We start from the raw sequence: 21224 nt of genomic DNA, 5'->3' as shown, positions 1-21224 counted from the left end.
TCGGCGGGGGCGCGACGGAGCGGATACCGGCGACAGTACAATGCGAGGCGTTGCCGCCGCGGCGGTGTTTGCCCGATGCTCGTATGGAACTGAAATGGCTCGAGGATTTCGTCTCGTTGGCGGAGACGCGCAGCTTCAGCCGCTCGGCCGAGCTGCGGCATGTGACGCAGCCGGCGTTTTCGCGGCGCATCCAGGCGCTCGAGGCGTGGCTCGGCACTGAGCTCATCGACCGCTCGGTTTATCCGACGCGACTCACGCAGGCCGGTGAGGTGTTCTACGAGCAGGCGCTCGCAATGCTTTCGCAGATGCACGAAGCGAGAATCGTGCTGCGCGGGCATATAGGCGCTCCGGCGGCGACGATCGAATTCGCCGTGCCGCACACGCTGTCGCTCACCTATTTCCCGCATTGGCTGCAGCGTATCGAGGCCCGCATGGGGCCGGTGCATACGCGGCTGCGGGCGCTGAACGTGCATGATGCTGTGCTGTCGCTCGTCGAAGGCGGGTGCGATCTCGTCATGGGCTATCACCATCCGAGCCATCCTGTCGCGCTCGATCCGGGCCGGTACGACATGCTGACGCTCGGCTTCGAACCGATCAGTCCGTTCTCGGCGCCGGTGCGCGCGGGCCGTCCCCGGTACCAGTTGCCGGGCACACCCGAGACGCCGGTGCCTTACCTGTCCTATACGCAGAACGCGTATCTGGGGCGGATGACAGAGGTGATTGTCGCCAAGGCACCGGAGCGGCTTTATCTGGACCGCATCTATGAGACGGACATGGCCGAAGCGCTGAAGGCCATGGCCATCGCCGGACACGGCGTCGCGTTCCTGCCGCATAGCGCAGTGGAGGACGCCGTGGCGGCGGGCGCGCTGGTGCGGCTCGATCGCCCGGCGCGCGGCGTGGCGGCGGATCGTTTCACCCTGACGATGGAGATCCGCCTTTACCGTGACAAGCTTGCCGTTGCCGGCGAAGATCCGCGCCATGCGCTCGTGCGCCAACTTTGGGAGGTGGTGGCGAACGAGCTGCGAGGCGGTCCGGTCGAGGCGCCCCGCATCGACTGATCGACTGCCCGTAGCGGTTGCCGTGCGGCTCGCTCAGCCGTTCAACGAGGCTTTGATTTCAGTCAGTCGCTCGACATGATCGGGATTCGTGAGTCCGAAGTACTGGGCGACACCTTCTACTGTCGCATTGGGTTGCCGGACTGCCATTGCCGCCGGGCCGTCGGTGCAAATCTGCCCGAGCTCCTGGACGGCGTAGGGGTCTGTAATCCCGTATCGCTGTGCCATGACGTTCACGTTGTATCCGTGGGCTACCGCTGCTCTCGCCGCGACGAGCGAGGCCCTCGCAGGCGAGATTCCATAGTGGTTCGCGATTGCCTGAACGTCTCCGGCTAACGCGCCCGCGCCCCGTAAGGCATGGCCGGCCGCGCCTTCAATGGCGGCATCTTCGAGCAAGGATGTAACGGTGACTGTAATGCCGTGCCGGCTGGCCACTACGAGCACATTTTCACCGCGCGCTACTGCCGGACCCGCGCTGGCTTGGATTACCCGCCTCTCCAATTCGAACTGCTGACCGCGGTCCAGAACCAGCCGATTGGCGAGCTCGCCTACGGGCTCACCCCTTTGCAGCGCGGCAACCTTCGCCAGCTCCCACTTCAGTTCAGGGACATCGAAGCCGTATTGTCTTGCCACTTGATCGAGCATCTGTGCCTGATGCAGCGGGTGATGACGTTCGACGGCTGCCATCGCAGCATAGCCCCGCAGCATCTCTCGGTTTGCGTCGCTGAGGCCATAGCGCTCGGCAACGGCTTCGTAATGGGCCTGGGGCGACTGGATGACATCGCGGCGGGCAAGGCTCTCCAGCGCGTATTGCTGCAGCGCTGTGAGCGACGCATCATCGGTGATCCCGTAACGTTGGGCGGCGCTGGCCACCTTCTCCCCGCGAGCGATGCAGCCTTGGACGGCACACCACTTCAACGCCACGACATTGTTGGTTTCGAAAATGCCGAACTCTTGCGCGGCAGCCATGAAGTTGCCCGTTTCGAACGCCCTTCGGCCGGCCGGCCCCTGGACGGAAATCGCTTCGAGCCACGAGATCGTCATCGGATCGGAAACACCCTTGGTCTGCGCAACCGCACGAACGTTGCCGCCTTTTTCCACGAGGCTTTGCGGCGACTGCAGCAACTGCGCAAGCCTGCCCTGTCCAACTGGAGGTCGCGGGCGCTGCGGCGCCGGTGGGGCACCGTAGTAGGGGGCTTGAGGGGGGGCGCCCGGCGGGACGGGAGGTGCGCCGTAGACGGGGGCTTGCGGTGCCCCAGCGGGCGGCCCACCATAGTACGGAGCCTGAGGCGGCAAGGGCGGCCTGGGAGGTACATTGCTGCCTTGCTGCGCGCCAAGCTTGCCGAACACGGCGTCCACCCCTCGCTGTGTCCTGTCGCGCAGCGCATCGATCAGCGGTTGATTGGCAGGAGGCTGCGCCGGCGGAGGTGGCGCCACGCCGGGGCCGTGCTGCGGGGGCTGCTGAGGCGCTTGCGGCGCGTTGAGGCGTGGATCGGATCGAGGGTCGATCGGGCCGCCCACCGAGTTCGTCATGATTTCTCCAGACAGCGTTGACTGCCGTCACTTGTAACATTGCCACCTTCGCGGCAATTCGCGCTGTGCGAAGAAGCGACCTCTGCGCCGCAGCGTGTGGCCTTCATGTTCAGACCGGAGATTGACAACGGCCATCGCCACGTTATGCAAAAAACACATAACGCAATGACCATACGGCATTGGATTTCAAAAAGCGGTTTTCCGACAATGGCGCTCATTCCGTGACCGTTGGAGTCTTCATGTCATCGCCACTGCCGTCAGACGCACTTACGCAATCCATCCCTTCGTATCTGCATGCTGACGATCTGGGTCCCTGGGGCAATTACCTGCGTCAGGTCGACCGCGTCGCGCCGTATCTCGGCTCGCTTTCCCGCTGGATCGAAACCCTCAAGCGCCCCAAGCGCATCTTGATCGTCGATGTGCCGATCGAGCTCGACAACGGCACCGTCGCGCATTTCGAAGGCTATCGCGTTCAACACAATGTCTCGCGCGGCCCGGGCAAGGGCGGCGTGCGCTATCACCAGGATGTGACGCTCTCGGAAGTCATGGCGCTCTCCGCCTGGATGTCGGTGAAGAACGCAGCCGTGAACGTTCCCTACGGCGGCGCGAAAGGCGGCATCCGCGTCGATCCGCGCAAGCTTTCGCGCGGCGAACTCGAGCGGGTCACGCGTCGCTACACGAGCGAGATCGGCATCATCATCGGGCCGAATACGGACATCCCCGCGCCGGACGTCAATACGAACGAGCAGATCATGGCGTGGATGATGGACACGTACTCGATGAACCAGGGCCAAACGGCCACGGGCGTCGTGACGGGCAAACCGATCACGCTGGGCGGCTCTCTGGGCCGCCGCGAAGCGACCGGGCGCGGCGTGTTCGTGGTGGGTACGGAAGCCGCGCGCCGGGTGGGCTTGAGCATCGAAGGCGCGCGCGTGGCCGTGCAGGGCTTCGGCAACGTGGGCGGCATCGCGGCGCGCCTGTTCCAGGAAGCCGGCGCCAAGGTGATTTCGGTGCAGGATCACACTGGCGCGCTGCATCGGGCGAGCGGTATCGATACCGTCGCGCTGCTCGAGCATGTTGCGAAAACCGGCGGCGTCGGCGGCTTCACGGGTGCGGACCCGGTCAGCAGCGACGAATTCTGGACGATCGAGACCGACATCCTGATCCCTGCCGCGCTCGAAAACCAGATCACCGAGAAAAACGCGGCCAGGATCAAGACGAAGATCGTCGTCGAAGGTGCGAACGGTCCGACGACGACCGCGGCGGACGACATCCTCCACGACAAGGGCGTGCTGGTCATCCCCGACGTCGTGGCCAACGCGGGCGGCGTGACCGTGTCGTACTTCGAATGGGTGCAGGATTTCTCGAGCTTTTTCTGGACCGAAGACGAGATCAACCAGCGCCTCGAGCGCGTCATGCGCGAAGCGTTCAACGCCGTCTGGCAGGTGGCGAGCGAAAACAAGGTTTCGATGCGCACCGCGGCGTTCATCGTGGCGTGCAAGCGCATCCTGATGGCGCGTGAAATGCGCGGGCTTTACCCCTGATACCGGTTATCCCGGGAAGCTTTTCCCCTGTTGTCCGGCATGCCGCGCACGAGGCGGCGCTGCCGGCACCTCGACGCGGGCGACATCGATCGGTGTCGCCCGTTTCCTCGTCCAAGCGGGCACGAGACTCGCCGTGCGAAAAGGCATTTGCGCAAATCCGATGCTTTCAAAAAGGTAACTTGATACACTGGCGCCGGTTCTGGCCAAAGGAGATCGCCACAATGAAGATCAAGAAGACAGCTGTATTGTTTGCCGCCGTATGCACCCTCGTCGCAGGCAGCGCGTTCGCGCAAGACTCGGGCACGCTGAAAAAAATCAAGGACACGGGCGTCATCGCGCTCGGCCACCGCGAATCGTCGATTCCGTTTTCCTACTACGACGAGAAGCAAGACGTCGTAGGCTACGCGCGCGACGTTCAGATGGCGGTCGTCGATGCGGTCAAAAAGAAGCTCAACATGCCGAACCTGCAGGTGAAGAATATCCCGGTCACCTCGCAAAACCGTATTCCGCTCGTGCAGAACGGCACCGTCGATATCGAATGCGGCTCGACGACGAACAACAAGGAGCGTCAGCAGCAAGCCGCTTTCTCGGATACGTTCTTCGTGATCGGCACGCGGCTCATGACGAAAAAGGATTCGGGCATCAAGGATTTCGACGATCTGAAGGGCAAAACCGTCGTGACGACGGCTGGTACGACGTCCGAGCGTCTGCTGCGCAAGATGAATCAGGACAAGAACATGGGTATGAACATCATCAGCGCGAAGGATCATGGCGATTCGTTCCATACGCTGGAATCGGGCCGTGCCGTCGCGTTCATGATGGACGATGCGCTGCTCGCGGGCGAGCGCGCCAAAGCGCACAATCCGGGCGAGTGGGTGATCGTCGGCACGCCGCAGTCGCGTGAAGCGTATGGCTGCATGATGCGCAAGGACGATCCGGCATTCAAGAAGGTCGTCGACGATGCGATCGCCAGGTTCGAAACATCGGGCGAGGCGGACAAGAGCTACAAGAAGTGGTTCGAATCGCCGATTCCGCCGAAGGGGCTCAATCTGAACTTCCCGGAAAGCGAGGACATGAAGGCGCTGTTCAAGAACCCGAACGACAAAGCGATCGATTGATCGGCACATCCGCATCGGTTGGAAGTTGAATCGAACGGAAGGGGCCTCGCTCCTTCCGTTCTTTTCGTTGGAGTCTCATCATGTCCTATCACTGGAACTGGGGCGTTTTGCTTCAGCCCGTGTCGACCGGCGAGCCGACGACCTATCTCGGGTGGCTGCTTTCCGGCATGCGCGTGACGGTGACCGTGTCGCTGTCCGCCTGGGTGATCGCCCTCATCGTCGGTTCGATCGTCGGTGTGTTGCGCACGGTGCCTAACCGTTCGCTATCGGGATTCGCGACCGGCTATGTCGCGGTCTTCCGTAACGTCCCGCTCATCGTCCAGTTTTTTATCTGGTATCTCGTCGTTCCCGAGTTGTTGCCCGTTTCGATCGGCACGTGGTTCAAACAGTTGCCGCCCAGCGCGCAATTCTTTTCGTCGTCCATCATCTGTCTCGGCTTGTTCACCTCCGCGCGCGTGTGCGAGCAGGTTCGATCCGGCATCGAGGCGTTGCCGCGCGGGCAGCGTGCCGCGGGTCTCGCGCTCGGGCTCACGCAATGGCAGACGTACCGTTACGTGCTGTTGCCGGTGGCCTACCGGATCATCGTGCCGCCGTTGACCTCCGAGTTCCTGAATGTCTTCAAGAACTCGGCCGTGGCCTCGACGATCGGCCTGCTCGATCTCTCGGCGCAAGCCCGGCAACTCGTCGACTATACGGCACAGACCTACGAGTCGTTCATCGCGGTCACGCTCGCTTATGTCGTCATCAACCTGGTCGTCATGGGCATCATGCGCTTCATCGAACATAAGAGCCGCCTGCCCGGCTATATCGGAGGCAAGTGATGCATCAATTCGATTGGAGCAGCATAGCGGGGGCGTTGCCGACGCTGTGGAGCGGGGCCATCGTCACGCTCGAGATCACGGTTCTTGCGATTGTCGTCGGCATCGTGTGGGGCACCGTGCTCGCGCTGATGCGCCTGTCGGGCGTCGCCCCGCTCGGCTGGTTCGCGAAGGGCTACGTGACGGTATTCCGTTCGATTCCGCTCGTCATGGTGCTGCTGTGGTTCTTCCTGATCGTGCCGCAGTTCCTCCAAAGCGTGCTCGGGCTGTCGGCCAACATCGACATTCGGCTCGCCTCGGCCATGGTGGCGTTCTCCCTGTTCGAGGCCGCCTACTACTCGGAAATCATCCGTGCCGGGATTCAGTCGGTCTCGCGCGGGCAGGTCAACGCATCGTTCGCGCTCGGCATGACTTACGGGCAGTCGATGCGCTACATCATCCTGCCGCAGGCGTTTCGCGCGATGGTGCCGCTGCTGCTCACGCAGGCGATCGTGCTCTTTCAGGACACGTCGCTCGTGTATGTGATCAGCCTCGCGGACTTTTTCCGCACGGCTACCAACATCGGCGATCGCGACGGCACGATGGTCGAGATGGTACTGTTCGCGGGCGCGGTTTATTTCGTAATTTGTACGCTGGCGTCGAGCCTGGTCAAAGTACTCCGTAAAAAGGTCGCAAGATGATTTCGATCAAGAACGTTTCGAAGTGGTACGGGCAATTCCAGGTGCTCACCGATTGCACGACCGAAGTGAAAAAAGGCGAGGTTGTCGTCGTGTGCGGGCCGTCGGGCTCGGGAAAATCGACGCTCATCAAGACGGTCAATGGCCTCGAGCCGTTTCAGCAAGGCGATATCGTCGTCAACGGGCAGTCGCTGAACGACAAGGGCACGAACCTCTCGAAGCTCCGCGCCAAGGTCGGCATGGTGTTTCAGCACTTCGAGCTCTTCCCGCATCTGTCGATCACCGAGAATCTGACGCTTGCGCAAATGAAGGTGCTCGGCCGCTCGAAGGACGAGGCCAGGGTGAAGGGCCTGAAGCTGCTCGATCGCGTCGGCCTGCAGGCACACGCCGACAAGTATCCTGGCCAGCTCTCGGGCGGTCAGCAGCAGCGTGTGGCGATCGCGCGAGCGTTGTCGATGGATCCCGTCGCCATGCTGTTCGACGAGCCGACTTCGGCGCTTGACCCCGAAATGATCAACGAGGTGCTCGACGTGATGGTCGAGCTCGCGCGCGAAGGCATGACCATGATGTGCGTGACGCACGAAATGGGATTTGCGAAGAAAGTCGCGCACCGCGTGATCTTCATGGATCGGGGCGCGATAGTCGAGGACGATCGCAAGGAGGATTTCTTCGCGAATCCGAAATCGGATCGCGCGAAAGACTTTCTCGCGAAGATTCTGCATTGACCGCTAGCCGTTGCCGCGGCGATCTACCGCGGCAACGGCGGCAGCCGTTACGACTCGTACGCGGCGATGTCGTCCGCTTCGGCGGCCAGATCGCCGCCCGCGGCAGCGATGCGCGTACTCGAAGCAGTGGGATCGCACGCGGGGTTGCGTGCTTTTTCGAGCACTGACGGCGGCACGGGGATATGGGCCCGCGCGGCTACATCGCCATCCTGGAACATCAGCAGGTCGCCCGGCTCGAACGCCGTCCAAATCTCGTTGTCCGTCAGCGGCTGAGTCGCGATCACCGCGACGCGGTCTTCCGGCGTCGTGTATTGCGCGAAGTCGATCGACATATCGGCGTCGATGAGATGCGCCGTCGAGAACGGCCACCGGCGCACGAGGTAATGCAGGTGCGTCGAGCAGTGAGCGAACAGCGCCTGCCCGTTCGACATCAGGAAATTGAACACGCCGTAATTCGTGACTTCGCGGGTGAGCGCGGTGAGCGCCGCGAACAGATCGTGCAACGGTGGCTGCGCGCATGGAAATGCCTGACGCAGGCCCTGCATGATCGCGCAAAAGGCGAGTTCGCTATCGGTCGTACCTACCGGCTGATAGACACCTGTCAGCGTCGGCCGATAGCCCGCAAGATCGCCGTTGTGCGCGAATATCCAATGCCGCCCCCAGAGTTCACGCATGAAAGGGTGACAGTTTTCGAGCAGGATGTGCCCTTGCGTGGCTTTGCGGATATGGGCGATCGTGTTTTTCGATTTGATCGGATATCGCTTGACCATCTCCGCGATCGGCGAAGTGGCCGACGATTGATGATCGATGAAAAGCCGGCAGGCCTTGTCCTCGAAAAACGCGATGCCCCAGCCGTCGGCATGGTGGTCGGTGACGCCGCCACGCGCCGCGAAGCCGGTGAAGGAGAACGTGACGTCCGTCGGCGCGGCGCAGTTCATTCCGAGAAGTTGGCACATGGTACGAGGGCGTGCGGTACGGGCGAGCCGTTTGACGGACCCGCTACAATATATTGTTTGAAGCATATACCGAGCCGCTGACCGAAAAAAGCTAAATCAGTGGCCTGGCGCGGCCCGGCGTTGCGGTTTTCCCACGTTCGTGCGGGCGTCAATATGCCGTTGGTGCTCTTGGCCGCCCCTCGAGGGGCGCCGCTTTTCTCCTGTTTTCCGTTCTGCCGCTGCCATGACTGTCTCTTCGAATTCCTTGCCCGACTCGTTGACCTTTGCCCGCCCCGACGACTGGCATCTGCATCTGCGTGACGGCGCGATGCTTGCCGCGGTGCTGCCGCATACCGCGCGCCAGTTCGGCCGGGCCATCGTCATGCCGAACCTGAAGCCCCCGGTGACGACGACCGAGGCCGCGCGCGGTTATCGCGAGCGCATCCTGGGTGCGCTGCCCGAAGGCGCCGCCTTCGAGCCGCTGATGACGCTGTATCTGACCGACAACACGCCAGCAGACGAAATCCGGCGGGCCAGGGAAAGCGGTTTCGTGCACGGCGTGAAGCTTTATCCCGCAGGCGCGACGACCAATTCGGACGCCGGCGTGACCGATCTGGGCAAGTGCGCAAAAACGCTCGAAGCGATGCAGGAACTCGGCATGCCGCTGCTCGTGCACGGCGAGGTGACCGATCCGTCGATCGACCTGTTCGATCGGGAAAAGGTGTTCATCGATCGCGTCATGATCCCGCTGCGGCGCGATTTTCCCGCGCTCAAAGTGGTGTTCGAACACATCACGACCCAGGATGCCGCCGATTACGTGCGCGACGACGGTGCGGCCGACGGCCAGCTTGGCGCTACGATCACGGCTCACCACCTGCTTTACAACCGCAACGCCATTTTTCAAGGTGGCATCCGGCCGCATTATTACTGCCTGCCTGTGCTCAAGCGCGAAACCCACCGTCGTGCCCTCGTGGCTGCGGCGACGTCGGGCAATCCGCGGTTTTTTCTCGGGACCGACAGCGCCCCCCATGCGAAGGGGGCGAAGGAACATGCTTGCGGCTGCGCCGGCTGCTACACCGCGTTGCACGCGCTCGAGCTCTACGCCGAGGCGTTCGAGCAGGCGGACGCGCTCGATAAGCTCGAGGGGTTCGCAAGCTTTTTCGGCGCAGATTTCTACGGTCTGCCGCGCAACACGGCAAAGGTAACGCTCACGCGCGAGCGGTGGGCGTTGCCGGCCGAATTCGATGCGGGCGACGCTTCCGTCGTGCCGTTGCGCGGCGGCGAGGAAATCGGCTGGCGGCTTGCCTGAGGTGGGCCGGCGCTCGAATGACGACTCGCGGATGATCCCGGGATGAGCCTGCTTGCGAAGGGCGTCGCGCCGAGCGCACCCGCGTTCGCGGGTTTCGAGCGCATCGATTGGGCGGCGCCCTGGCTTGCGCCCTGCGCCGAACGCGGCGCGCGTTGGCAGCGCGTGGCGATCGAGCGCCCGGAGGCCTATCTCGCGGCGCTACAGCAGGACGCCGCCGCAGCCGGCCATCGAACGGGACGGGGCGAGGCGCTCACGTTCATCGCTCAGGCGGATTTGCCGCCGGGGAATGCGTACGAAGCGCATATCGCCGCGACCGGCCGCGTACCGACGCGGGAGAATCTGCACGACTTCTTCAATGCACTGATGTGGTTCATCTATCCGCGCGTGAAGGCCACGCTCAACGCGCGACAGGCGCGGATCATTGCGCGCGACGGCGTGAATGCGAGGCGCGGGGCGGAACGCGACGCACTGACGCTTTTCGACGAGAACGCCGCGCTGTTCGTCGTGGCCGACGCCGAGCTTCGGGGTGCGCTCACCGGATTCGATTGGCGGCGGCTGTTCGTGACCGATCGTACGGCATGGGGCCAGCGATGCGCGGTGCGCCTGTTTGGCCATGCGCTGCAGGAAAAACTGATTGCGCCCTACAAGGGGTGTACGGCTCACGCCTGGATCGTCGACGCTCCCGAGGCCTATTTTTCGTGGACTGCGGCGCGGCAGACCGAGTGGCTCGACGCGACGGTTGCCGATGCGCTCTTGGAGGCGCCGCTTTCCAGCCGCATGTTCGCTCCGCTACCGGTCCTCGGTGTGCCGGGGTGGTGGCCGGCCAATGCGGAGCCGGCGTTTTACGACGATGAGCGCGTATTTCGCCGCGGGCGTCGCGCGGATCGGCAGTCCCGCGCGTGCTAAACTTTCCGGTTGCAAAGCAGGCCAGGCAGTCGCGGCCGTTTCCGGCGTAAGCCGTCGACGGGCGAGGAAAGTCCGGACTCCATAGGGCAGGGTGATGGCTAACGGCCATCCGTGGCGACACGCGGAACAGGGCAACAGAAAGCAAACCGCCGATGGCCCGGCGAAAGCCGGGATCAGGTAAGGGTGAAACGGTGCGGTAAGAGCGCACCGCGGCTGCGGCGACGCAGTCCGGCACGGTAACCTCCACCCGGAGCAATTCCAAATAGGCAGGCACGCATCCTCGGATGCAAGCGGGGCCCCCGTCTCGCCTGCGGGTAGGAAGCTCGAGCGCGTCAGCAATGGCGCGCCTAGAGGAATGACTGCCACGCGTGTGACGCGCCGCAAGGCGCGTCGCGCGTGCACAGAATCCGGCTTACCGGCCTGCTTTGCCGATCGACGCGAAGGGCGGCACCCGTTGTCAGGGTGCCGCCTTTTTCTTTTACGCCAGAGTGAGCACCTTCCTGCGGATGTAAGTCCCGACGGTCACTTGGACCTCCTCTGATGCCGCGGATGAAAAGCCCGCGTGTAAAATGCGGCAAGTCCCGTGCGGGCTTACCAATAACAACATTTCCTGAGAGACTTCCTATGCCAATGCAATGTGGTGCGGCCGGGTTTTTCCTCGCCTACAAGACGAATATGGAAGCGCTGGGCCTGGATGTGCCGACGAGTTGGTACGGCACTCAGGTGACGATACTCACCAAACTCGGCGCGCTAGTGGCAGCCGTCGATAAGCTTGGTAAGGGGGCGACGCTTGCGGAACTGGTGGGCGCCACGACGTTGCCCGAAAAGCTGTTGGTCGGCGGGGCAATTTATGCCTCTTACTACACGGGTGCCGCCATCGGCAGCGCAATGGTCGCCATGGGCAAATACACGAGTTGCGGGCCCTCTCCGGCGAACAACGGGCGCGCGGTGCTACGCTTTCAGGGGGATACCGGGATACGTGTTTCGCCGCAGTTGTATCACCATATACAGTGCCATCCCGAAATTTTCAATCAAAGCGCGCCCGGCCGCCTTGCCTATGCGCATGCGGCGCTCGTCTGCGATTCGCGCGTTTCAGCCACAGCGAGGTAACTATGAAGTTCGGTTCGGCTGAGTGGTGGAAAGACCGCACGTTGCTACTCCTTGTGTCGTTGATTCTAGCGTCGCTGGCATGGGCCTTTGGGCACGCCGCGGGGGAGTGGAGTTCGTTGATTTTGGGCGTCATCGTGTTCGTCGCGTTGTTCACGGAAAACCGGCGACTACGCCGAGAAGTCAGGCGCCTGACTGACGGCGCACGCCGCGCGGAACGGTGACACTTGTCCTTGACTGGGGGCTGGGGGCTCCGTGACCCTTGGGGCACGCACGCATCGCGATCGTAGCTCGATGAGCAGCACAGTCTATGATGTCTCCCGGGGAGTTCGGTCTGAATTCGATGGGTTGGTGGACCGCTGTGGTGAGGACCGGGCATGCCCAACACCTTCGGACTGTCGTATTTCGGGGCGGGGCTTAAGGGGGGGCTACGCGTCGATCGGCCATATTGCGACGAGCGCGTCGCTATCGACGACATGATAGTGGCGGTACAGATTGACGGTCGGATCGCAGTGCGAAGTGATGAATTCGACGCGTTCGCCGAGCGCCGGACGATGGGCGGCGTCGACGACCAGCTTGCCGTGCTCGTCCCCGAAGAATTCATAGGTCGACGGCCCTTCGATGCCACGTGCCACGGTGGGCTTGCCGCTATCCGTCGCGAAGCTTTTGATGCCGGCGTCGACCGTTACCCAGTCCGTTGCGTTGACGCTGACGACCGTACTTTGCACGAATAAAGACGTCTCGAAGGGGGCTGGGCGCAACGGGTCGCTCAATGCTTTCAGGTAGTCCGAATCCATGAACAGATACGACCCGGGCTGCATCTCGGTGAATACCTGGGCGGTCGAATCGAATTCCTGCGTGCCCGTGCCGACGCCTGTGACGATCTCGACCGCGAGGCCCGCGCATTCGATTTCCTCCACGATGTTCGCGACCGTACGGCTCAGTTCCGCCGCGGCTCGTTGCCGTTGACGGCGGTCTGCCAGGTGTTGAATGTTTCCGCCATAGGCTTGCAGGCCACCCAGGCACAACGTATCGCTCTTCGCGATGTGTCGGGCGAGTGCGACGGCGGCCGCGGCATCGGCCACGCCGGTGCGGTGATATCCGGCGTGATAATCGACGAGCACCGGCAGCCGATGGCCGAGGTCCACCGCGGCTGCGGCAAGTGCGTCGACGTTGTCGGGATGGTCGGCGACTACCATCAACTGCCCGGGCCCGGCGGTACGCGCGCTGCGAATGAGCCGGCGCATCTTGTTCTTGCCGACGACGGGCGAAGTCACGAGGACGCCGGGAATGCCTGCCTCGACCATGACTTCGGCTTCGCCGAGCGTGGCGCATGACACCCCGATCGCTCCCGCTTCGATCTGCAAGCGCGCGATTTCGACCGACTTGTGGCTTTTCGCGTGCGGCCGCAGCGCAATACCGGAGCTTGCAGCGAGTTCCGCCATACGGGCGATGTTGCGTTCGAGGGCGGCCAGATCGACGAGCAGGGCGGGCGTGTCGAGTAGGTGCCGGCCGCCCGGCACGCCGATCAGATCGATGTTGGGGTTCAAGGAAGGTCCTCACGAAGTGATGAACCGGCTCGCAGCGGCTGCGCGGCCGTCACATGATCAAAGAGTGCCTTGGGCATTTTTCGATGCACGCCAAGCTCGACGAGCCTATCGCGCAACGCCGATGCACCCCGTAAGCCGCCGCCGAGCTTGTCGCCGATCGTCCGGACGCTGGCGATGACGCCCGCTTCCGTGCCGCGCCGATACTCGCTCAGGAAGTCGCGGATTTGTCCCAGGCTCCATCTCATGGTGAGCAAGAACGCAATCTCGTACTCGAACTCCGTGAGCTGTGTCTCGATTTCGATCGGGGCGTCGTCAGCCCGTGCGATGCTGCATCCTGCGCCGAACTCGAACGTATAGTTCGGCAACATCGCCAAGAAGCGGGAGATATCGAACTCGTACGCGCTGTAGATGGTGCCGAGAATCGACTTCGTCGGGCGGTGCTTGAGCGCGAATTTGTTGAACACCAGCCCTTTGAGGCCGTCGCTGTACTCGTGAATGTTGATCACGGAAGTCATCCGTCCGGGATCGCGATGCGATAGCAGGTCGCGGTCCTCGCGGACATAGCAGTCCGCGAACTGGGCGGTGCCCTCGCAAGGCATCTCGCGGTCGAAGCGCCCGGTCACATCCCCTCCCTTGGACAGGCCGACGATGCGCGCATAAGAATCTGTCGCGATGAGATGCCGCGAATCGACGTCTTTTGCGCCGACGATTGCTCCCGCCTGCGAAGAGACGAGATCGATGGATTGCCGGAACTTCTCGAGATACTGCTGTTGGCGCGCGGTGAACTGCTCGGGTGCGACGAGAGTGAAGCTCATTGATATCCCCCTTGGCCTGAAAACCGACTCCGAAGGATCGAAGCTTGCCTGCCGGCCGAGCTCAGTGCATTCGCGCGCCGCTAAATAAGGCGAAATGACGCGATCGTCCTTACTGCTCCACAATCTCGAAGGAGTGCGTCAATTCGGCCGTCTTGGCGAGCATGATCGATGCCGAGCAATACTTGTCGTGCGAAAGGTTGATGGCGCGCTCGACCGTGGCCGGGTTCAGATTCTTCCCCGTCACCGTGAAGTGGAAGTGAATGCTCGTGAAGACCTTCGGATCGACGCTCGCACGCTCCGCCTTCAGCGTCACCGAGCACCCGGCGATCTCCTGACGGCTCTTTTTCAGGATCATGACGACGTCATAGGCCGTGCAGCCGCCCGTGCCTAGCAGAACCATTTCCATCGGCCGCGGAGCGAGATTGCGGCCGCCGCCTTCGGGGGCGCCGTCCATCATGGCCAGATGCCCACTGCCGGTCTCGGCGGCGAACGCCATGCCGTCAGGCCCCATCCAGCTCACCTTGCATTCCATGTTCAGGCTCCCGCGCAGTCAAAAGAAGAGCGCATTGTAGCCTCGCCCGAACGCTGCCGCTCCTCGCGGAATCCCACGGCGCGCGATATCGATATATCGTATCGTGAGATGCGATTTCGCCATGCAAATTTTCTTGCGCGATGGGGCGATCCTCTGTACAATACGCCTCATTGGTTGCCCTGGTTGTTCGGCAATCTCCGCATGTCTCCTCCACCCTCCTCCTTAGGTGGATTAAGCCCGAGCCAAGTGTTCGGGCTTTTTTTTGACGTGTCGCCTTGAATTCCTTTATAATTCAGGGCTTTTCCGCATCCATGCCCGCGGGAGAAGAACAGGGAGAGCCTGCGCCGCGTCTCGATACGCAACTATCCAAGCAGGAATGAAAAGTAAGGGCAGGTCACAATTTTGGATCGATCATGAAGACATTTTCCGCGAAAGCCGAAGAGGTAAAGCGCGAATGGTACGTGATTGACGCGACGGATAAGGTTCTCGGCCGTGTCGCCAGCGAAGTGGCACGCCGTCTTCGCGGCAAGCACAAGCCTGAGTTCACCCCGCACGTCGACACTGGTGATTTCATCATCGTCATCAACGCTGGCAAGCTGAAGGTGACGGGCAACAAAACCACCGACAAGAAGTACTACCGCCACTCGGGCTACCCGGGCGGTATCTACGAAACGACGTTCGGCAAGATGCAGGAGCGTTTCCCGGGCCGCGCGCTCGAGAAAGCGGTCAAGGGTATGCTGCCGAAGGGCCCGCTTGGCTATGCAATGATCAAGAAGCTGAAGGTCTACGCCGAAGCGACGCATCCGCATACGGCTCAGCAGCCGCAAGCGCTCGAGATCTAAGGGGAGCCCACATGATCGGTAATTGGAACTATGGTACGGGCCGCCGCAAGAGCGCCGTCGCTCGTGTCTTCATCAAGGCAGGCAAGGGCGATATCGTCGTCAACGGCAAGCCCATCGCTGATTACTTCTCGCGCGAAACGTCGCTGATGATCGTTCGTCAGCCGCTCGAGCTCACGAACCACGGCACGACGTTCGACATCAAGGTCAACGTGTCGGGTGGCGGCGAGACGGGTCAAGCGGGTGCGGTCCGTCACGGCATCACGCGTGCGCTGATGGACTACGATGCGACGCTGAAGCCCGCGCTGTCGAGCGCCGGCTTCGTGACGCGCGATGCACGTGAAGTCGAGCGTAAGAAGGTCGGCTTCCACAAGGCACGCCGCCGCAAGCAGTTCTCGAAGCGTTAATACGCGCCGGTACCGCGCCGCAATGCTGGCGCGGTCCGCAAAAAAAGCCGCCGCTGCTGTCCGCACCGGCGGCTTTGTTCATTTCCGGGGCGTCATACGGAACGTGTAAGGCAAGCACCCATTGAATTCATGGACTTACAGCACGATATTCCGAACAGCCCTACAATGGCGCTTAGCAGCTTTTTTGGAGAGTTCGAATGACCGCCGTCACTGAAACCCCCGTGACCGAAATGCCCGGCCCCTTCGTCTTCACGGACGCGGCGGCTGAAAAAGTGAAGCAATTGATCGACGAAGAGGGCAATCCGGACCTCAAATTGCGCGTTTTCGTGCAAGGCGGCGGATGCTCGGGCTTCCAATACGGCTTCACGTTCGACGAAACGATCAACGAAGACGACACCGTCATGAACAAGGCGGGCGTTCAACTGCTGATCGATTCGATGAGTTATCAATATCTTGTCGGCGCCGAAATCGACTACAAGGACGATATCAACGGCGCGCAATTCGTCATCAAGAACCCGAACGCCACGACCACGTGCGGCTGCGGCTCGTCGTTCTCGGCGTAACGTAGTCTCCCCCGTTCCGGTCGTTCAGCAACCGCTCACGCCGGGTAGAGCGCCCCCAGCACGCGCTCGCCCGCGGCGCCCGTCACCGCGGGCAGATTTCCCGGCGCCCGCTCGATACACCGCTTCGCCAACCAGGCGAACGCGAGCGCTTCCACATGGTGGGGCGGTACGCCGAGTTCGTCGGTCGTTCTCACCGATGCGCCCCTGACACCGCTCTTCGTCAATGCCGCCTCGAACGCTCGAAGCAGTTCGGGATTGCGCGCTCCGCCTCCACAGACGTAAATAGCGCCGCATCCGCCGGCATGCCGCTCCACCTCCCGCACGACGGTCGTCGCCGTCAACGCGGCCAGCGTGGCCTGGACGTCGGCCGGGGCCGATCCGGAAAAACCGGCCAGTTTGGCATCCAGCCAACTCGCATTGAACAGATCGCGGCCCGTGCTCTTGGGTGGCGGCAATGCAAAAAACGGCTCGTCCAGCAACCGGTTCAGGAGCGGCTCGACAACCGTGCCGCTTGCCGCGAATCGACCGCCTTCGTCGTAGGGCGTGCCTAGATGGCGGCTGGCCCACTCGTCGAGCAGCACATTCGCGGGCCCGCAGTCGAAGCCCCGGACAGAGGTGTCGGTGTCGGCGGGAAGGATCGTGATATTGCTGATCCCGCCGAGATTGCAGATCACGCGGGTCTCGTCTGCTGACCGGAAGATCTGCTCGTGAAAGGCCGGCACGAGCGGCGCGCCTTGGCCGCCGGCCGCCACATCGCGGCTTCGGAAATCCGCCACGACGTCGATGTGCGTCATCTCCGCGAGCAAGGCGGGATTATTGATCTGACGCGTATAGCCTTTTTCGATCATATGGCGCACCGTTTGCCCGTGTACGCCGATCGCTCGCACGCGCGACGGTGCCAGGTTGGCGGAGCGAAGCAGTTCGTGGCAGCACACCGCGTACCGTGTCGCGAGCGCCGATGCGGCGAGCGCCTCGCGCTCGATTTCATTGTCTCCGGGCTGCTGCAGCGCGAAGAGCGCGCCGCGCAGGCCGTCGGCGAAGCCGACGAAAGCGTCGGCCAGCACGGTCGGGGGCCGTCCGTCGGCGAATTCGACGGCGATGCCGTCGACGCCGTCCAGACTGGTGCCGGACATCAAGCCGAAGTAGATGCCGTCACCGGGAGCGGAGGGGGCGGTACGGGGCACGGAAAACTCCTCGTCGTTTCGTTGCCGGCAGGAGCCGGAAATGCGCGCGGGCAGGCATGTGAAAGCGCTTCGTGCATGACATTATCGGAGCAATGGTACCCGGCGTTGACACAATGCTGAACAAGTGGCTGCATTCGCGATGTCGGCAATGTTGAACCCTTAAAACCGCGTGGTCAGATCGACGAGCGCCGCAGGCAGCCATTGGGTCGCCCAGGTTTCCAGAGCTCGGTCGGCGTGAGTCAACGTGACGAGCCCGAGCGCGACGAGTATCACGCCGAGCACGGGCTTGCCCAACGATCCCGTCGAGCGCATGCGCTCGCGCAGTTTCGCCACCGATGCACGCGAGGCGAAGCCGAGCACAGCCATCGGCGTGCTGGCGCCGACCGCATAGACGCTCATGAGCGCTGCGATCGGGCCCAGCGCCTTGCCTTGCACCGCGAGTGCGATCGCTGCGCCGAGCGTCGGACCTGCGCAGGGACTCCAGATCGCGCCGAGCAGCAGGCCGATGACGAATTGGCCGCGCAGGGTCTGCGTATCGATTTGCGCGCTGTATGTATGGCCGATCGCCGCAATGCCTGAAGCGGCCGATCCGAAGCGACGCTGAAGCGCCGGCAGCAGCGTAACGACACCGGCTGCAACGAGTAGCACCGCCGATGCGTTGCGCAGCATCAGCTCATCGATACCGAGCGAGGTGCCTAGCGCGGCGAGAAGCGTACCGGCTACGGCGAACGACAGGGCGAGGCCGGCCGTGAGCGCTGCAACACCCCAGCGGTGTGCCGACGCTGCGCTCGCGAGGACGAGCGGGACGAGGGGCAACACGCAGGGGGAGAGGGTCGAGAGGAGGCCGGCCGCATAGGCGAGGCCGTAGGTTCCGATGCCGAATTGCATGGGGGCGCGTACCGGGTGGGGCCTGACCTAGGGAAGGGTCTTTGAAAATAGCGCTGCGATCCTGTCCCGATTCGTTTCACCGGTGGAGCGGCCGACCTCGGTGTTGCCCTTGAACGCGACGAGGGTGCTGCGTGCCTTGACATCCAGTGTCCGCTGCACGTCCTTTTCGGTGTCGAAATCGACGCGCATCACAGTGACGTCCTTGAACCGCGCATCGGATTCGAGCGAGGAAATCACCTCCGCCTGCTTCTTGCAGACAGGGCACCAGGGGGCATGCACATGGACGACGACGGGTTTGCCGGCGGCGCGCAATGTGTCGAACGTCGTCCGGTCGAATGCTTGCTCGCCGGCGAAAGCAAAGAGGCTCGAAACGAGCAGCGTGAAGGCCAAGATGCTTCGAAGAGCAAATTTCATATGGAGGTACCGTATTCGTGTTGAAGGGAAGCCGGGGTGCGAGGCCGTGGAAAGGCGGTACGCAGCGTCGACGCGGAGCATCGTAGAAAGGCAGCTTTGCCTGCGCAACTGAACTTTTCATGAAGAAAACTTCAGAAAGGAAGCCCGCGCACATCGGTATAGAATGCGCGAGCCAGCCTCCAGCCGCGGGTATTGCCGCTCCCAAATGAAGATCCTTGTCATTGAAGACGAAGCGAAGCTTGCCCGCGTGATCGAGGAGAGTTTGACGCTTGCGCGGTACGACGTGCGTGTGGCGACCACGGGGGAAGAGGGTTTCTTTCTGCTCAGTGGCGAGCCCTTCGATCTCGTCGTGCTCGATTTGATGTTGCCTGGGCGAGGTGGGATCGAGATTCTATCTGCGATGCGCGCGCGCGATGCGGCGCCGCCAGTCATCATCATTACGGCGCGCGATTCAGTCGAGGATCGCGTGCGAGGCTTGGACAGCGGTGCCGACGACTATCTCGTGAAACCGTTCGCGCTTCCGGAGCTGCTTGCTCGTGTTCGCGCAATGCTTCGGCGTGGCGGCGCCGAGACCGTATTGCGGCTCCGATGCGCGGACCTCGAAATGGATCTTGTCGCGCGTGCGGTATCGCGGGCGGGACAGGCCGTCGAGCTAACCGCGAAGGAGTTCGAAATCCTCGAATTCCTGCTGCGCCATCGGGGCACCACGGTGACGCGCGCCATGATCGTGCGCGACATCTGGCACGAGGTCGCGCGCGTGATGCCGCTCGACAACGTGATCGATGTTCACATCGCGCGGTTGCGCAAGAAGATCGACACGGGTTTCGGGGTACCGCTCGTACATACCGTGCGCGGCATCGGCTTCGTTTTGCGTGCGCATCCATGACGGGATCGATGCACGGGCGTGTCCGCTGGCGGCTCACGCTTTGGTACGCGATTACGCTGACGTTGATTTGCCTGACGCTCTCGACCTGCGTGTACCTGTTCGTGCGCACGAGCAGCATGTTGCTGTTGCGGACACAGGCCGATCGCGATGTCGCGTACGTCAAGGCACTCATCGACGAAGCGGGCGACCAGTGGCCGGGCGACGCGTCGGTCGCACGCGGGCCTGGCGGCGTGAGACTGTTCGGCACTGCATCGGCTCAGCGCGGGGAGCGTGTGACCGCTGCCTGGCGGGAGGTGTTTCCGGCCGGATTGCTGGGTGGGAGCGGTCAGTCCGATCGAATCGTGCAAGGCAGCAATGGCAGACACTACTTCCTACACGAAGCGAAGACCGGTACGCCGGGCGGACCTTACACGGTCGCCGTGGCGCAAGATGTCGAGCAGACCTATGCGATCGGGCGCAAGCTGACACTCCTCATCTGGATCGGTTTTCCGGCTGCATTGCTCGCGAGCCTTGCGGGCGGTTATTGGCTGGCGGGGCATGCGATTGCGCCGGTGGCTCAGATGGCGCGTCGCGCGCGAGACATCGGTGCGGAGAACTTGTCGGAGCGCCTGCCTGTCTACGATCGCGATGATGAGTTCGGACAGCTTGCGGTGGCGTTCAACGACACGCTTTCGCGACTCGAAGGCGCGTTCGAGCGGATGCGCCGTTTCACGGCGGATGCTTCGCATGAGTTGCGCACGCCGCTTACGGTCATACGGAGCGTGGGTGAAAATGCGTTGCAGCATCCGGGGGACGGCGTGCGTCACGCCGATGCGATCGGCAGCATGCTTGAAGAGGTCGACCGCCTCGTGCAATTGCTGGATGGGCTGCTTTTGCTGACGCGGGCGCAGGATGGTGCATTGCCGCTCGAGCGGACGGTGACCGATGTGAGTGCGCTCGTTGCGCACTCGATAGATAGTTTGGCGGTGCTGGCGGAAGAGAAGCGGCAGGTGCTGGTTTGCGCCAATGCGCCGGGGGTCCTTGCGACGGTGGACGAGGCGACGCTCAAGCAAGCCGTCTACAACCTCCTTGCCAATGCGATTCGCTATACCCCTGCCGGTGGTGCGATCGAGGCACGTGTTGCGTCGCGCCCGGGCGAAGTCGTCGTCGAGGTGGCCGACACCGGACCCGGGATTGCGCCCGAACATCAGGCTCATGTTTTCGAACGGTTTTATCGCGTCGAGCCGGACCGCTCGCGCGCGACGGGCGGCACGGGGCTCGGCCTCGCAATCGCGCAATGGGCAGTGCAAGCCAACGGCGGCGTGATCGAACTCGAGTCTGAACCGAAGCACGGCAGCATATTCCGGATCAGGCTACCGGTGGCGTGATGCCGCCATGCGGTTTGGCCGTGCCGCGGCACGAATATGGGACAATTACGGC

The 21224-nt window shown here is 62.7% G+C and carries 23 protein-coding genes and 1 other RNA gene; 16 read left to right on the top strand and 8 right to left on the bottom strand.

Going from position 1 to position 21224, the window contains the following annotated elements:
* Nucleotides 1-83: 83 nt before the first annotated feature.
* Nucleotides 84-1058 (top strand): LysR family transcriptional regulator, encoded by a 975-nt coding sequence (locus tag ACO1XS_RS01455; RefSeq protein WP_331568712.1) that lies wholly within the window; start codon nucleotides 84-86, stop codon nucleotides 1056-1058.
* A gap of 33 nt (nucleotides 1059-1091) precedes the next feature.
* On the opposite strand, the gene ACO1XS_RS01450 is transcribed toward ACO1XS_RS01455, so the two are convergent.
* Entirely contained in the window at nucleotides 1092-2588 is a 1497-nt protein-coding gene (locus ACO1XS_RS01450) for a hypothetical protein (protein WP_486389873.1), read from the bottom strand.
* Nucleotides 2589-2827: 239 nt separating this feature from the next.
* Between ACO1XS_RS01450 and ACO1XS_RS01445 the strand changes: the two genes are divergently transcribed.
* From ACO1XS_RS01445 to ACO1XS_RS01425, 5 genes are all read left to right on the top strand, one after another.
* Nucleotides 2828-4132 carry a Glu/Leu/Phe/Val family dehydrogenase gene (locus ACO1XS_RS01445; RefSeq protein WP_331568710.1) on the top strand — a complete coding sequence of 435 codons (1305 nt, stop codon included), beginning with the start codon at nucleotides 2828-2830 and terminating at the stop codon, nucleotides 4130-4132.
* 221 nt (nucleotides 4133-4353) lie between these two features.
* On the top strand, nucleotides 4354-5250 hold the full coding sequence (locus ACO1XS_RS01440; RefSeq protein ID WP_486389872.1) for a glutamate/aspartate ABC transporter substrate-binding protein: 897 nt from the start codon (nucleotides 4354-4356) through the stop codon (nucleotides 5248-5250).
* Between the two features lie 80 nt (nucleotides 5251-5330).
* Nucleotides 5331-6071 carry an amino acid ABC transporter permease gene (locus ACO1XS_RS01435; protein ID WP_486389871.1) on the top strand — a complete coding sequence of 247 codons (741 nt, stop codon included), beginning with the start codon at nucleotides 5331-5333 and terminating at the stop codon, nucleotides 6069-6071.
* Nucleotides 6071-6748, top strand: a complete 678-nt coding sequence (gltK, locus tag ACO1XS_RS01430; RefSeq protein ID WP_331568707.1) for a glutamate/aspartate ABC transporter permease GltK — start codon at nucleotides 6071-6073, stop codon at nucleotides 6746-6748. Before ACO1XS_RS01435 ends, gltK begins: the two co-directional genes overlap by 1 nt.
* Nucleotides 6745-7470: an amino acid ABC transporter ATP-binding protein gene (locus ACO1XS_RS01425; RefSeq protein ID WP_173255283.1), complete on the top strand. Its 726-nt coding sequence runs from the start codon at nucleotides 6745-6747 to the stop codon at nucleotides 7468-7470. Before gltK ends, ACO1XS_RS01425 begins: the two co-directional genes overlap by 4 nt.
* A 47-nt stretch (nucleotides 7471-7517) precedes the next feature.
* Here ACO1XS_RS01425 and ACO1XS_RS01420 read toward each other — a convergent pair whose 3' ends face one another.
* Nucleotides 7518-8426, bottom strand: a complete 909-nt coding sequence (locus ACO1XS_RS01420) for a class II glutamine amidotransferase (protein WP_331568706.1) — start codon at nucleotides 8424-8426, stop codon at nucleotides 7518-7520.
* Nucleotides 8427-8649: 223 nt separating this feature from the next.
* On the opposite strand from ACO1XS_RS01420, the gene pyrC reads away from it, so the two are divergent.
* The 5 genes from pyrC to ACO1XS_RS01395 all read left to right on the top strand — a co-directional run bounded on the left by pyrC (nucleotide 8650) and on the right by ACO1XS_RS01395 (nucleotide 11951).
* On the top strand, nucleotides 8650-9714 hold the full coding sequence (gene pyrC / locus ACO1XS_RS01415; RefSeq protein WP_486389870.1) for a dihydroorotase: 1065 nt from the start codon (nucleotides 8650-8652) through the stop codon (nucleotides 9712-9714).
* 42 nt (nucleotides 9715-9756) lie between these two features.
* Nucleotides 9757-10620, top strand: a complete 864-nt coding sequence (locus ACO1XS_RS01410) for a DUF3025 domain-containing protein (protein WP_331568703.1) — start codon at nucleotides 9757-9759, stop codon at nucleotides 10618-10620.
* Between the two features lie 13 nt (nucleotides 10621-10633).
* Nucleotides 10634-11051: RNase P RNA component class A (rnpB, locus tag ACO1XS_RS01405), an RNA gene on the top strand.
* Nucleotides 11052-11244: 193 nt separating this feature from the next.
* The gene (locus ACO1XS_RS01400; RefSeq protein WP_486389869.1) at nucleotides 11245-11730 is read left to right on the top strand and encodes a hypothetical protein; all 486 of its coding nucleotides are present in this window, start codon (nucleotides 11245-11247) and stop codon (nucleotides 11728-11730) included.
* A gap of 2 nt (nucleotides 11731-11732) precedes the next feature.
* Nucleotides 11733-11951: a hypothetical protein gene (locus ACO1XS_RS01395; RefSeq protein ID WP_173255279.1), complete on the top strand. Its 219-nt coding sequence runs from the start codon at nucleotides 11733-11735 to the stop codon at nucleotides 11949-11951.
* Between the two features lie 204 nt (nucleotides 11952-12155).
* Here ACO1XS_RS01395 and ACO1XS_RS01390 read toward each other — a convergent pair whose 3' ends face one another.
* The 3 genes from ACO1XS_RS01390 to ACO1XS_RS01380 all read right to left on the bottom strand — a co-directional run bounded on the left by ACO1XS_RS01390 (nucleotide 12156) and on the right by ACO1XS_RS01380 (nucleotide 14624).
* A complete protein-coding gene (locus ACO1XS_RS01390; RefSeq protein WP_486389868.1) occupies nucleotides 12156-13277 on the bottom strand; it encodes a DSD1 family PLP-dependent enzyme in 1122 nt (373 codons plus the stop codon).
* Entirely contained in the window at nucleotides 13274-14092 is an 819-nt protein-coding gene (locus ACO1XS_RS01385) for a hypothetical protein (RefSeq protein ID WP_486389867.1), read from the bottom strand. Before ACO1XS_RS01385 ends, ACO1XS_RS01390 begins: the two co-directional genes overlap by 4 nt.
* A gap of 109 nt (nucleotides 14093-14201) precedes the next feature.
* The gene (locus ACO1XS_RS01380) at nucleotides 14202-14624 is read right to left on the bottom strand and encodes an OsmC family protein (RefSeq protein WP_173255278.1); all 423 of its coding nucleotides are present in this window, start codon (nucleotides 14622-14624) and stop codon (nucleotides 14202-14204) included.
* Between the two features lie 413 nt (nucleotides 14625-15037).
* On the opposite strand from ACO1XS_RS01380, the gene rplM reads away from it, so the two are divergent.
* The 3 genes from rplM (at nucleotide 15038) to erpA (ending at nucleotide 16433) form a co-directional block, all read left to right on the top strand.
* Nucleotides 15038-15466, top strand: coding sequence for a 50S ribosomal protein L13 (rplM, locus tag ACO1XS_RS01375; RefSeq protein ID WP_331571044.1), 429 nt, complete (start codon nucleotides 15038-15040; stop codon nucleotides 15464-15466).
* An 11-nt stretch (nucleotides 15467-15477) separates the two neighbouring features.
* Nucleotides 15478-15870 carry a 30S ribosomal protein S9 gene (rpsI, locus tag ACO1XS_RS01370; protein ID WP_173255276.1) on the top strand — a complete coding sequence of 131 codons (393 nt, stop codon included), beginning with the start codon at nucleotides 15478-15480 and terminating at the stop codon, nucleotides 15868-15870.
* Between the two features lie 197 nt (nucleotides 15871-16067).
* Complete coding sequence (gene erpA / locus ACO1XS_RS01365; protein WP_173255275.1) at nucleotides 16068-16433, top strand: iron-sulfur cluster insertion protein ErpA; 366 nt, start codon at nucleotides 16068-16070, stop codon at nucleotides 16431-16433.
* Nucleotides 16434-16468: 35 nt separating this feature from the next.
* On the opposite strand, the gene ACO1XS_RS01360 is transcribed toward erpA, so the two are convergent.
* The 3 genes from ACO1XS_RS01360 to ACO1XS_RS01350 form a co-directional block, all read right to left on the bottom strand.
* Nucleotides 16469-17617 (bottom strand): anhydro-N-acetylmuramic acid kinase, encoded by a 1149-nt coding sequence (locus ACO1XS_RS01360; RefSeq protein ID WP_331571042.1) that lies wholly within the window; start codon nucleotides 17615-17617, stop codon nucleotides 16469-16471.
* Nucleotides 17618-17776: 159 nt separating this feature from the next.
* Nucleotides 17777-18505, bottom strand: coding sequence for a cytochrome c biogenesis CcdA family protein (locus ACO1XS_RS01355; RefSeq protein WP_331571040.1), 729 nt, complete (start codon nucleotides 18503-18505; stop codon nucleotides 17777-17779).
* 27 nt (nucleotides 18506-18532) lie between these two features.
* Nucleotides 18533-18919: a thioredoxin family protein gene (locus ACO1XS_RS01350; protein ID WP_486389866.1), complete on the bottom strand. Its 387-nt coding sequence runs from the start codon at nucleotides 18917-18919 to the stop codon at nucleotides 18533-18535.
* 205 nt (nucleotides 18920-19124) lie between these two features.
* On the opposite strand from ACO1XS_RS01350, the gene ACO1XS_RS01345 reads away from it, so the two are divergent.
* Nucleotides 19125-19805: a response regulator transcription factor gene (locus ACO1XS_RS01345; RefSeq protein WP_331571036.1), complete on the top strand. Its 681-nt coding sequence runs from the start codon at nucleotides 19125-19127 to the stop codon at nucleotides 19803-19805.
* Nucleotides 19802-21172 carry a sensor histidine kinase gene (locus ACO1XS_RS01340; protein WP_486389865.1) on the top strand — a complete coding sequence of 457 codons (1371 nt, stop codon included), beginning with the start codon at nucleotides 19802-19804 and terminating at the stop codon, nucleotides 21170-21172. Before ACO1XS_RS01345 ends, ACO1XS_RS01340 begins: the two co-directional genes overlap by 4 nt.
* The last annotated feature ends 52 nt before the right edge of the window (nucleotides 21173-21224 follow it).

The sequence above is a fragment of the Trinickia sp. genome, from assembly GCF_057351765.1.
Note: the sequence above shows the minus strand (reverse complement) of the source record. Positions and strands in the feature narration are given on the sequence as shown.